Below are 12,244 nucleotides of genomic sequence, written 5' to 3' on the forward strand. Positions count from 1 at the left end.
GGTGGACCTTGAAAATGGATGAAAAAAAACGCTATGAAGATATCATTCGTATTTTGGATGAATATAGCTACGAGTATTATGTGATGGATAATCCTACGGTTGAGGATGCGGAATATGATAAGTTAATGCAGGAATTATTGCAAATTGAAGAAAAACATCCAGATTGGGTTACGAACGACTCGCCTTCTATGCGTGTTGGTGGCGAAGTTTTGGAAGGCTTTGAAAAGGTGGAGCACAAAATTCCTATGCTGAGCTTGGCGAATGCGTTTAATGAACAAGATTTGCTTGATTTTGACCGGCGGATTCGTGAAAAAGTGGGGGAAGATCGTGAATATATGTGTGAGCTCAAAATTGATGGGCTCGCAGTTTCTCTTGCGTATGAAAATGGACGTTATAACCGCGGGGCAACGCGGGGGGATGGGTCTGTTGGCGAAGATATTACGGCTAACTTACGGACGATTCGCTCGATTCCAATGAAGCTTAAACAGCCCTTTTCTATTGAGGTGCGTGGTGAAGCATATATGCCAAAGCGTTCTTTTGTGAAGTTGAATGAAAAACGTGAAGAAGACGGACTTCCACAATTTGCTAACCCGCGAAATGCGGCTGCTGGGTCACTCAGACAGCTTGACACAAAAATTGCAGCATCGCGGAATTTAGATATTTTTCTTTATGCGGTAGCTGATTTTGGTGAGATGGGAGTTTCGCGTCATAGCGATGGACTTGATAAGTTAACGGAACTGGGGCTTCGAACAAATAAGGAGCGCCGAGTTTGTAAGACGATGGATGAAGTCTTTCAGTACATTGAGGAGTGGACACAAAAACGTGAGACGCTCGATTATGACATTGACGGAATTGTAATTAAACTAAATGACCTTGCGCAACAAGAAGAGATGGGAGCGCGCATTAAGACACCGCGCTGGTCGATCGCCTACAAGTTTCCTGCAGAAGAAGTGGAAACAAAACTCGAAGGAATTGAGTTGAATGTTGGGCGCACGGGTGTAGTTACACCAACTGCGGTTCTAGATCCGGTTCAGCTTGCGGGAACGACAGTCAGCCGAGCTTCGCTTCACAATGAAGATTTGATCCATGAACGAGATATTCGTGTTGGGGACACGGTTGTTGTTGAAAAAAGCAGGCGACATCATTCCAGAAATCATTCGAAGCATTCCAGAAAAACGTACGGGGAATGAAGTCACTTTCCACATGCCAGAAACTTGTCCGACTTGCGGGAGTGAACTGGTTCGACTGGAAGAAGAAGTTGCACTTCGTTGCATCAATCCGAAGTGCCCTGCTCAAATCAAAGAAGAATTGATTCACTTTGTTTCAAGGAATGCCATGAACATTGATGGACTTGGTGAAAAGGTTGTGGTGCAGCTGTTTTCACATGAGTTGATTCACGATGTTGCAGATTTATATTTCCTATCGAAGGAAAAACTGTTAGAATTAGAAAGAATGGGAGAAAAATCAGTTTCGAATTTGTTGAACTCGATTGAAAATAGTAAATCGAATTCGTTGGAAAGACTTTTATTTGGACTGGGGATTCGTCATGTCGGTGAAAAAGCTGCTAGGACGCTTGCACTTAAATTTGAAACAATGGATGCTCTTCGTGCGGCAGATAAAGAAACGCTCACGGAAACGGCAGATATTGGCGAGAAGATGGCAGATAGTATTGTGACTTATTTTGAAAATGAAGAAGTCCACGCACTGCTTTCTGAGCTTAGAAGAGCTGGTGTGAATATGACGTACACAGGACCAAGACGTGAAGATATTCCAGAAGAAGATTTGGTATTTGCTGGGAAAACGGTTGTTTTAACAGGGAAATTGGAACAAATGACACGAAATGATGCGAAAGCGCTAATTGAAAAACTTGGCGGGAACGTTTCAGGAAGTGTTAGTAAGAAAACGGATGTTGTTGTTGCAGGTAGTGATGCAGGTTCGAAGCTTACAAAAGCAGAGGAACTTGGCATTCCTGTCTGGTCGGAACTAGACCTTATGGAATACTTACCGGATGAGGGTGAAATTTAATCAATGAAAAAACTTTTAATAGTCATCGCAAGTTTACTGCTCGTTTTGGCAGGATGTGCGCCGAAGCTTTCTTCTGATGAAGAGGTTGTGCAAAAAGGCGATAAGAAAAAAAAGCGAAACTGGGATTATGACGAAAAACCAGATTTCGTCCAATTACTACAAGACGGTGTTACCTTATAAAGCAAGTAAGTCCCGAGGTCTTGTTGTTTCGAATATTTATTCACGTTATGACATTAATCAACTGGAAACAGGGTTAATGCGCGTTTCGCAGGAAGAATATTCGTCGGATGAATATCTTTTCCAAGAAGGACAATATCTTGACAAAGAAACACTTACTTCTTGGCTGGGTCGAAAAAGTGATAAGAACAAAGAAGGGCTAAATCCTGTTGACAATGGCTACGGGGATGATCGAAATCCGATTTATTTAGCTCATATCTTAGAGCAAGATTATTTGAAACAAACAGATAGTGATAGTGTCTCACTTGGTGGGGTTTCTATTGCACTTGCGATGAACTCGGTTGATTATTACCAAAAAGAAAAATATGGAGATACGTTTGAGCAAGGGATTAGTGATTCTGTTTTACTTGAACAAGGTCAGAGAATGGCACAAACTGTGTTAGAGCGGATTCGTAAAACGAAGGGACTTGAGAATGTTCCGGTCACAATCGCGATCTATAAACAAGGTAAACGTGATGCTGTAGCGCCAGGAAACTATATGGCGTATGCAACGGCTGATGGTGCAAGCTTATCGAACTTTAAAACGATCAAAGAAAAGAACTATGTGCTTCCTTCAACTGAAGCAAATAGCGACCATAAGACGGACAATGATAGTTTCTTAAACTTTAAAGCTGATATTGAGTCTTACTATCCAAACTTTACTGGGGTAGTTGGTCGTGCACGCTATGAAAATGGAGAAATGGCGGAGCTTGATATTGATATTCCATTACAATTTTACGGACAAGCTGAAATTATTGGTTTCACACAGTACATTACAGATCTTGTTGGTAAACATTTACCAGGTAGTGCTGAGATTCAAATCAATATCTCTACAACGGATGGCCCAGCCGCTTTAATCACTAGAAGTCCAAGTGATAAAGCAGCAACGGCGCATATTTATGACTAAATGGATTTAAAACTGGCTAGCTAACGCTAGCCAGTTTTTGTTTGCCGTTTTTTTTGTCGGTTTGCTACAATGGGGAAAATTGACAGAAAAGTGAGGCAACGAGATGACAAAAATAGCAGTTTTTTCAGATGTACATGGAAATATGACAGCACTTTCAGCAGTTTTGGAAGACAGTTTAGCGCGTGGTGTAACTGAACACTTTTTTTTTGGGTGATTTATTATTACCAGGGCCGGGCGCGGCGGATTTATTTTCTTGCTTAGAAGAAGTAAATGCGAGCGTTTGTATTCGTGGGAATTGGGATGATTGTTTTTTAGAGGTGCTTAATGGGGAAGTGGATTTGAATGATCCGTCTGATCTTTATTTGACCATGCTTGTTAGGCATATATATGGAGAAATGAAGTACTCGGATATCATGAAACTAAAAAGTTGGCCGACACATGATGTGATCGAGATAGAAGGTCTTCGAATTGGGTTATCACATAATTTACCGAATAAAAATTATGGCGGTTTTCTCTATCCGACAAACCCGCAAGAAAATTTTGAAGCGCTTTTTGATGGGAATGAACTTGATATTGCCATTTTTGCTCATATACATCGACCAATATTCCGATATAGTAATCAGGAGCAATTAATTTTAAATCCTGGTTCTGTTGGACATCCCTATCATGGCTGGGAAAAGTTTCAAAAGGATGTACGTGCCGAATATTTGCTTTTAGAGATCGATGAGACAGGTGTCAAGGGTACCGAGTTTAGAAAGGTCAATTACGATAAGGCATTCGAGTTTCAAAAAGCGAAGCAACAGAGGCATCCTTATTTATCTCTTTATGAAGAACTATTAAAAACGGGGCGGTCTTATACCCATGACTATGAAAGGCTTGAAACATTCCATGTGGATTCAGTTTATAAAAGGGAGGCTCAACACTTTTTAGCGCAACTTAAAAGTGAAAAAAGTAGGCAAGTCTAATTGAAAAGCTTGGTTTGCGGCGGGAAGAAAGAGAGCAAGATGATTAATGTTTTCTTTTGTTTCTTGCCGTTTTTCGTATCGCAAGTGGGAGTAGTTTGTGATATAATTTTAGCATTGGTGGAAAAACTGGAAAAGGAGGATGGCATCTTGACAAATATTTCTGAAGACGAGGTTTTGAAGGTCGCAAATTTGGCGAAACTAGAAGTTTCTAACGAGGAAGCGGGGGCTTTTGCCACGCAACTTGATAAAATCATTGAAATGGTTGAAAAATTAAATGAACTCGATACGCAAAACGTGGAACCAACTTCACATGCGATTGAAGTCTCGAATGTGTTGCGCGAAGATGTGGCGAAACCGGGATTGAAACGTGAGAAGGTTTTACGCAATGCTCCTGATACGCAAGATGGTATGTTTAAGGTACCAACGATTATTGAAGAGTAAATTAATGAATGGATCCATTTTAGGAGGGAATTTATTTTGGGATACTTTGATCATTCAGTGAAAAACTTGCACGAATTACTCGTGAAAAAAGAAATTTCCCCATATGATCTGGTGAAAGAATCTTTTGACCGAATTGAAGCTGTCGAAGAGAAAGTCGGCGCTTTTATTACTTTAAATCAAGAAACTGCGTTTGATGTCGCAGAAGAAATGGCTGACGCTGGAATAGATCCGAACAATATGCTCGCAGGGCTTCCGATTGGCATCAAAGACAATATTGTAACCAATAATTTGCGGACAACAGCTGCAAGTAAGATTTTATATAATTTTGACCCAATTTATGATGCAACGGTTATGCATAAATTAAAGGCGGCTCAAGCGATTAATATCGGGAAACTTAATATGGATGAATTCGCGATGGGGTCTTCAACGGAAACTTCTTATTTCCACAAAACGTATAACCCGTGGGATCTTTCAAAAGTTCCAGGTGGTTCTTCAGGTGGGAGTGCGGCTGCTGTTGCGGCAAAAGAAGTGCTCTTCTCCCTTGGCTCAGATACGGGTGGATCGATTCGTCAACCGGCTGCTTTTTGTGGGGTCGTTGGAATGAAACCTACATATGGACGTGTTTCGCGTTTTGGGTTGATTGCTTTCGCTTCATCACTGGATCAAATTGGACCGATTACGCGCACAGTTGAAGATAATGCGTATTTATTACAAGCTATTTCAGGTGTGGATGAAAACGATTCGACTTCGATTGATAAGCCAGTCGAAGATTTTTCAAAATACTTAACAGGTGATGTTAAAGGTCTTAAAATCGGGGTGCCAAAAGAATATCTTGGTGATGGTGTTCAAGAAGGCGTGAAAAAAGCGGTGCTTGAAGCGCTTGAAACGTTTAAAAAGTTAGGTGCTACTGTGGAAGAGGTTTCATTGCCGCATTCTGAATATGGCGTTGCAAGTTACTATATTCTTGCATCAAGTGAAGCTTCCTCAAACCTTTCTCGCTTTGATGGGGTTCGTTATGGGTACCGTTCTGAAAAAGCAGAAACACTTGATGAGCTCTATAAACTGACAAGGTCAGAAGGCTTTGGCGATGAAGTAAAACGTCGGATCATGCTTGGGACTTATTCGTTAAGCTCGGGGTACTATGATGCTTATTACAAGAAAGCTCAGCAAGTTCGGACGCTAATTAAACAAGATTTTGAAAAAGTGTTCGCAGATTTTGATGTGATTATTGGTCCAAGTACGCCAACAACGGCATTTAATATCGATGGCATGATTCATGACCCGATCACCATGTATCAAAATGACTTACTGACGATTCCAATTAATTTGGCTGGCTTACCAGCTATCTCTGTTCCATGCGGATTTAGTGAAGGGCTTCCTGTCGGCTTACAAATTATCGGTAATCATTTTGAGGAAGGTCGTATCTATAACGCGGCACACGCTTTCGAGCAAGAAACGACTTTCCACAAAGAAAATCCATCATTATAAAGGAGCGGTTGAAACATGAATTTTGAAACGGTAATTGGGCTTGAGGTCCACGTTGAACTGAAAACTGAATCGAAGATCTTTTCTTCTGCTCCTGCACATTTTGGGGCAGAACCAAATACGAATACGACAGTGGTTGATCTAGGAATGCCTGGCGTGCTTCCGGTTCTGAATAAGCGTGCTGTCGAATTTGGAATGAAAGCAGCGATGGCGATTAATTGTGAGATTGCTCGCCACACGAAATTTGACCGTAAAAACTATTTCTATCCAGATAATCCTAAGGCTTACCAAATTTCGCAATTCGATAAGCCGATTGGTGAACATGGCTGGATTGAAATCGAAGTAGGCGGTAAAACGAAAAAAAATTGGCATTACACGTCTTCACCTAGAAGAAGATGCTGGGAAGAATACGCATACTTCGCATGGCTATTCGCTTGTCGATATTAACCGTCAAGGAACACCTCTTATTGAAATCGTTTCTGAACCAGATATTCGCTCGGCTGAGGAAGCTTATGCTTATCTTGAAAAGTTAAAATCGATCATTCAATATACGGGTGTTTCTGATGTGAAGATGGAAGAAGGTTCGATGCGTTGTGATGCGAATATCTCAATTCGTCCTGTTGGGCAAGAGGAATTCGGTGTGAAAACAGAACTTAAGAACTTGAACTCCTTTAATAATGTTCGTAAGGGAATCGAATACGAAGAAAAACGTCAAGCAGAGGTGCTAATGGCTGGTGGCATCATCGAGCAAGAAACTCGTCGCTTTGAAGAAGCAACGGGTAAAACAACACTGATGCGTGTAAAAGAAGGCTCGGATGATTACCGTTATTTCCCTGAACCAGACCTAGTTGATTTATATATCGATGAAGCTTGGATGGAACGAATTCGCAGTGAAATTCCTGAACTTCCAGATAAGCGCCGCGTGCGTTACGTTGAAGAACTGGGGCTACCGGCTTATGATGCGATGGTGCTTACGCTTACGAAGGAGATGTCTGATTTCTTTGAAGCGGCGATCAAACTTGGAGCCGATGCGAAGTTAATTTCCAACTGGCTGATGGGAGAGGTTTCTGCCTATCTGAATGCAGAGCAAAAAGAACTTTATGAAACGGGGCTTACACCGGAAAACCTTTCTGGAATGGTCAAATTGATCGAAGACGGAACGATTTCCTCGAAAATTGCTAAGAAAGTCTTCCGTGAACTTGCTCAAAATGGCGGGGATGCGGAAGCTGTCGTGAAAGCAAAAGGACTTGTTCAAATTTCAGATGAAGGGGAGTTGCGTAAGATTATTTCAGGCATTCTGGATAATAATGCGCAGTCCATCGAGGATTATAAAAACGGGAAAGATCGTGCTGTTGGCTTCCTTGTAGGTCAAGTTATGAAAGCAACAAAAGGACAAGCGAATCCGCCGATGGTGAATAAGATTTTACTCGAAGAAATGAATAAACGTTAAACCAAGAGAAGGGGGCAACTAGCTTCCTTCTTTTTCTTTTTAAACCAGCTGTTTTTTGCTATAATGAAACTGTTGGTGTGAAAAAAATCGGTTGGATAGGCAATCGTATTTTTGTTTTGTAAGAGAGGATGAACTACATGGCGAAGAGAGCCCGTGTGATCTATAATCCGACATCTGGTCGGGAAATTATTAAAAAGAATTTGGCAAATGTGCTGATGATTTTAGAAGATGCTGGCTATGTGACTTCTGCACATGCGACGACACCGGAACCGGGAGATGCAGAGCGAGAAGCTAAACTTGCGGTTGCTGAACGCTATGATTTAGTGGTTGCAGCAGGTGGAGACGGGACCATTAATGAAGTGATCAATGGCATTGCTGAGCAAGATTACCGGCCAAAAGTAGGTATTATTCCAACGGGAACAACCAATGACTTTGCACGTGCGCTCCACGTCCCTCGCGATGTGATAAAGGCAACGGAACTGATTGCAAAAGGGGACTCTGTTGCGATGGATATTGGAAAAGCAAACGGGACTTACTTCATTAATATTGGTGGCGGTGGGCGAATCACAGAACTTACCTATGACGTCCCAAGTAAGCTCAAAACGATGCTTGGTCAGCTTGCTTACTACTTAAAGGGAATTGAGATGCTTCCCTCAATTAAAGCGACAAAAGTGCGTATTGAATATGATGAAGGCGTGTTCGAAGGGGAGGCGATGTGCTTCTTACTTGGACTGACCAATTCGATCGGGGGATTTGAAAAAATTGCGCCCGATGCTAAACTTGATGACGGAAAATTTTCATTGATTATTTTGAAAAAAGTCAATTTGCCTGAGTTTATTCGACTAGTTACGCTTGCTCTGCGGGGGGATCATATCAAGGAGCCTAATGTGATTTATGTGAAATCGCAAAAGGTTGTCGTGACGTCTGAAAAGAAAATGTTGATCAATTTGGACGGGGAACTCGGCGGAGAAACGCCTATGGTTTTTGAAAATTTGAATCAACATATTGAATTTTTTGCGGATGTGGAGGCTATTCCTGCTGCTGATTTAGACCAAGATGAAAAGACGAGTCTCTTATCTGAGTAATCTTCCTCTGGACTTTTTGTGCGAAAAAGGGACTTATGACGGAGACGTCTAGTAAAAAAGTTGTCTTTTTTGTCATATATTTGTATTATTTCTAAAAAAGCATTATAATGGGGGAGTTCTAAGCTAAGGAAGTAGGTGTAAAAAGTCTTGAAAAAAACCAAACCATTAAAACGAATGCTAGGCGTTTCTTTTGTGGCACTTCTTTTAGGAGGGGCGGTTACATTCGCTTTTTGGCACGTACAGGCTGATGAAATCGAAAAAGCGGGGACAAGTGAGGATTTAATCACAAGCAATAAAACGTGGGTGGGTGCAAAGACTGAGATCCCGCTGACGAATGATATTCATTTTGTCACACAGAAAAAAGGAACATCGGTGAAAATCGTCGGGGACGGCGACTTGCAAATTGAAGTGGTTGACACGCAATTGCTGAAAGAAATGGCCGATGAAAATCCTGATTTTAAAGGAATCAAAAAATACCGGCTTCGGGTCGAAGCTGATCGTGTAGCTGATTATTTAAATAATGAACGCTATGTTTTCCCAGTGGAGCATGGCTATAAAGGGTTATCGAATTATCAAATCAGTGCTGGGGAAAGAAAAATTAGATCTGCTGATAAAGCAATTGCGCTTACGAAAAAGAATACAAATTGGGCGGTAGAAACGACGCTTCCTGTTGAGTATTCGGATGACCTTGCGGAGGATGCAGTCGATGTTCTTAAAATGAATGTTTCTTCTGGGAAACTAGAAATGGATGACTCGTTCCGTGCGGATTATAAGAAAGTTGAAGCGCATGCGAAGATGTTCCGTTATAATTTTACGGTTGAAAAAAAATTCTTTGCTGGTCTTTAAAAGCGAGGAAGAAGTTCAGATTGATGAGCCGATCGGGATTGAATATTTGATGAAGTAGAAACAGGGCGAAATGTCCTGTTTTTTTGTTGTGGATTACGTTATAATATGGGAATGGAAAGATGAGGAAGGATGAAGTGCTGTGGAAATGGGCCAACTGAAGAAAAATCAGCTGCTGGACGTTCGGATAGAAGACTTGACGCACGATGGTAGTGGCGTCGCTAAAGTGGATGGGTATCCGCTTTTCATTCCAAACACGCTTGTTGGGGAACGGGCGGAGATCAAAATTGTGAAGTTGAATAAGAAATTCGGATTTGGTCGGTTGATGGAACTAAAAGAGGCGAGTAAGGACCGAGTGGAGCCGCCGTGTCCGGTTTATGATAAATGTGGCGGGTGTCAGTTGCAGCACTTATCTTACGCTGGCCAGCTTGAATTTAAGCGTCATAGCGTAGAGCAAGTGATGCGCCGGATTGGAAAAATTGAAGCTTACGTGGAGCCGGTGCTTGGGATGGATCATCCATTTCGCTACCGTAACAAGTCGCAAGTTCCGGTTGGTACAATTAATGGGCGGATTGCGGCTGGATTTTATCAAAAACGAACTCATGATATTATTGATATGGATTATTGTTTGATTCAAGATGAGCGGAGTGACAAGGCTGTTCAGGCTGTGCGAGATGTGATGGAACTTTTTCAAATTGAACCGTATGACGAAGTTCGGCACAAAGGGTTCTTGCGCCACATCATGACGCGTGTCAGTCGGTCAACGAATGAACTTATGCTTGTTCTCATTACGCGGACGGAAGACTTTCCGTTTCTTGCGGAAGTGCTTGACGCTTTGAAAAAACGGATTGATGGGCTTGCGTCTGTTGTGCAAAATGTCAATCCGCATAAAACGAATGTGATTTTTGGTGAGAAAACGCGTGTGCTTGACGGAAAAGAGCGGATTACAGACACGATTCATGGCATTCAGTTTGCAATTTCGGCGAAAAGCTTTTATCAGGTGAATCCAGAGCAGACGGAAGTATTATATGCGAAAGCGCTTGAAGCTGCAGGACTGACGGGAGAGGAAACGGTGATTGATGCGTATTGCGGTATTGGATCGATTTCGCTTTGTCTTGCGAAGCGTGCGAAAAAGGTTTATGGGGTTGAAATCGTTGATGCGGCGATTCAAGATGCGCGACGCAATGCGGAACTTAATCAGCTGGGGAATGCGATATTTGAGACGGGGAAAGCAGAAGAGGTGATTCCGCGCTGGTATAAAGAAGGGGTTAAAGCGGATGTGATTGTTGTGGACCCTCCTCGTAAAGGTTGTGATGAGAAGCTTCTTGAAACGATTCTTGCGATGAAGCCAAAGCGTGTTGTTTATGTTTCCTGTGAGCCGAGCACGCTTGCGCGTGATTTGCGAATTTTGGAGGACGGCGGATATAAAGCGGGAAGTGTTCAGCCTGTTGATATGTTTCCGATGACGACACACATTGAAAATGTTGTGGCGCTTGAGCGTGTGGATGCTTGATAGGCGAAGCGTGGAAAGCCACTTTGGACGAATCACATGATTCGTCCAAAGTGGCTTTTTTATGTTAGGATAATTGTGTTTGGATTTCAGAGACGATTTCAAGCGGACTCAAAGAATCGGTCTCAATACTAAAACTGGCAACAGCTTCATAATGCGCTTCGCGGGACTGAAATAATTTTTCGATTTCTTCAGGTGTTTGGTTTTTGGCAAGCGGCCGTGTTTCGTCGCCTTTTAGTCGTGCGAGAAAGATCACCGGGCTTGTTTTTAAATAAATGATAGTAGCTGGGTGTTGCTGCAAAAATGTGCGAGTGGCTTCGGTTGTGATAATGCCTCCTCCTGTTGAAATGACAGCAGCATTCGTTTTAAATTCGGAAAGTTTTTTTTTGCTCAAGTTCGCGGAAATAAGCTTCGCCGGATTCAGAAAAGATCGCTGAAATGCTTTTTTGTTGCTCGTTTTCAATCGCTCGGTCAATATCAACAAAAGGCAATCCCGTTTTTTTGGCTAGTAATTCGCCAACGGTCGTTTTACCGGAAGCCATAAAACCGATTAGAATGATGGATTTAATCGGAAGTCTCTCCCTTCTTTATTTCTCTAGTTAGTCGTATTTTACCATAGGAAGAGGCGGTTTGCGAGATGTGCTATTTTTTCGCAGGGATGGTTCGGAATCAAACATGTCGAAAAGTAAAGGGATTGCCTAGATTTTAAAATCATTGTTTTTTTCTGCCCCCTTTTGCGGCTTTACGTTTTAGTGTAGAATGAAGGTAAGGAATAACAGAGAGGAGAAATCATGAATTTGCAATCAAAGATTTTAGCTGGGGACAAGGTGAAACTTTATGTGAACAAACGACTCATTTTTTCAAATGTTTTGTTGTCACTGGCTGTGAGTATTTTGCTTTATTTGTTATTTAGCCATTTGAAAGGGGTTACGGGAACGGAAGAAATCATTTTGCTTGTCTTTCTTGCTATGTTTGTTTTGCGCCCGTTTTTTAGATTGCTCAATGTGATGCCAACTCTTGAACTTAGTCAAGCTGGGATTGGCTATCGCGGAGATTTTGAGTCTTGGGATGCGGTTTTTGATGTGAAAGTAGTGCGCCCGAAGGTTCGGCTTTTTAGTTTCGGTAGGTTGATGCTTTATACGGAAATCAAGGGGAAACCCGAGCTTGCTTGGGATATTACGGCTTATGATAGCGAGCTCGATCTTTTGGAACTGGAAGCGTTGATCAAATTTTGCATCGCTGAGTTTGGCGAAAATGCGGAAAGATTGGCGCCTGTTCTTGAAGAAAAACAGCCGGTCTCGTTTTAAATGTTACGAC

The 12,244-nt window shown here is 42.0% G+C and carries 9 protein-coding genes and 3 pseudogenes; 10 read left to right on the plus strand and 2 right to left on the minus strand.

All coding sequences use genetic code 11. The annotated features are described in order from the left end of the window. The first annotated feature begins 14 nt into the window (after window positions 1-14). The 9 genes and pseudogenes from ligA to rlmD all read left to right on the plus strand — a co-directional run bounded on the left by ligA (window position 15) and on the right by rlmD (window position 10,930). Window positions 15-2,025: pseudogene (gene ligA, locus MAQA_RS05930) on the plus strand (NAD-dependent DNA ligase LigA). 3 nt (window positions 2,026-2,028) lie between these two features. Then, window positions 2,029-3,148, plus strand: a pseudogene (locus MAQA_RS05935) (CamS family sex pheromone protein). Window positions 3,149-3,354: 206 nt separating this feature from the next. Beyond that, on the plus strand, window positions 3,355-4,113 hold the full coding sequence (locus MAQA_RS05940) for a metallophosphoesterase family protein (RefSeq protein WP_052008491.1): 759 nt from the start codon (window positions 3,355-3,357) through the stop codon (window positions 4,111-4,113). 147 nt (window positions 4,114-4,260) lie between these two features. Then, window positions 4,261-4,554 carry an Asp-tRNA(Asn)/Glu-tRNA(Gln) amidotransferase subunit GatC gene (gene gatC, locus MAQA_RS05945; RefSeq protein WP_036072330.1) on the plus strand — a complete coding sequence of 98 codons (294 nt, stop codon included), beginning with the start codon at window positions 4,261-4,263 and terminating at the stop codon, window positions 4,552-4,554. Between the two features lie 36 nt (window positions 4,555-4,590). Beyond that, window positions 4,591-6,042 carry an Asp-tRNA(Asn)/Glu-tRNA(Gln) amidotransferase subunit GatA gene (gene gatA, locus MAQA_RS05950; protein ID WP_036072263.1) on the plus strand — a complete coding sequence of 484 codons (1,452 nt, stop codon included), beginning with the start codon at window positions 4,591-4,593 and terminating at the stop codon, window positions 6,040-6,042. A gap of 15 nt (window positions 6,043-6,057) precedes the next feature. Further along, a pseudogene (gatB, locus tag MAQA_RS05955) lies at window positions 6,058-7,489 on the plus strand (Asp-tRNA(Asn)/Glu-tRNA(Gln) amidotransferase subunit GatB). 137 nt (window positions 7,490-7,626) lie between these two features. Next, on the plus strand, window positions 7,627-8,574 hold the full coding sequence (locus tag MAQA_RS05960) for a diacylglycerol kinase (RefSeq protein ID WP_036072265.1): 948 nt from the start codon (window positions 7,627-7,629) through the stop codon (window positions 8,572-8,574). A 147-nt stretch (window positions 8,575-8,721) separates the two neighbouring features. Continuing rightward, complete coding sequence (locus MAQA_RS05965; RefSeq protein WP_036072268.1) at window positions 8,722-9,420, plus strand: hypothetical protein; 699 nt, start codon at window positions 8,722-8,724, stop codon at window positions 9,418-9,420. Between the two features lie 139 nt (window positions 9,421-9,559). Next, the gene (gene rlmD, locus MAQA_RS05970) at window positions 9,560-10,930 is read left to right on the plus strand and encodes a 23S rRNA (uracil(1939)-C(5))-methyltransferase RlmD (RefSeq protein ID WP_149023322.1); all 1,371 of its coding nucleotides are present in this window, start codon (window positions 9,560-9,562) and stop codon (window positions 10,928-10,930) included. A 64-nt stretch (window positions 10,931-10,994) separates the two neighbouring features. On the opposite strand, the gene MAQA_RS05975 is transcribed toward rlmD, so the two are convergent. Together MAQA_RS05975 and MAQA_RS15440 are read right to left on the minus strand one after the other, a co-directional pair. Next, window positions 10,995-11,321 (minus strand): shikimate kinase, encoded by a 327-nt coding sequence (locus MAQA_RS05975; protein ID WP_241463123.1) that lies wholly within the window; start codon window positions 11,319-11,321, stop codon window positions 10,995-10,997. After that, entirely contained in the window at window positions 11,293-11,469 is a 177-nt protein-coding gene (locus MAQA_RS15440; protein WP_241463124.1) for a shikimate kinase, read from the minus strand. Before MAQA_RS15440 ends, MAQA_RS05975 begins: the two co-directional genes overlap by 29 nt. Window positions 11,470-11,718: 249 nt before the next feature. Here MAQA_RS15440 and MAQA_RS05980 point away from each other — a divergent pair, with 249 nt between their 5' ends. Further along, window positions 11,719-12,234 (plus strand): hypothetical protein, encoded by a 516-nt coding sequence (locus MAQA_RS05980; RefSeq protein WP_052008492.1) that lies wholly within the window; start codon window positions 11,719-11,721, stop codon window positions 12,232-12,234. Window positions 12,235-12,244 lie beyond the last annotated feature (10 nt).

This window comes from Listeria aquatica FSL S10-1188, from assembly GCF_000525795.1.
Taxonomy (GTDB): Bacteria; Bacillota; Bacilli; order Lactobacillales; family Listeriaceae; genus Listeria; species Listeria aquatica.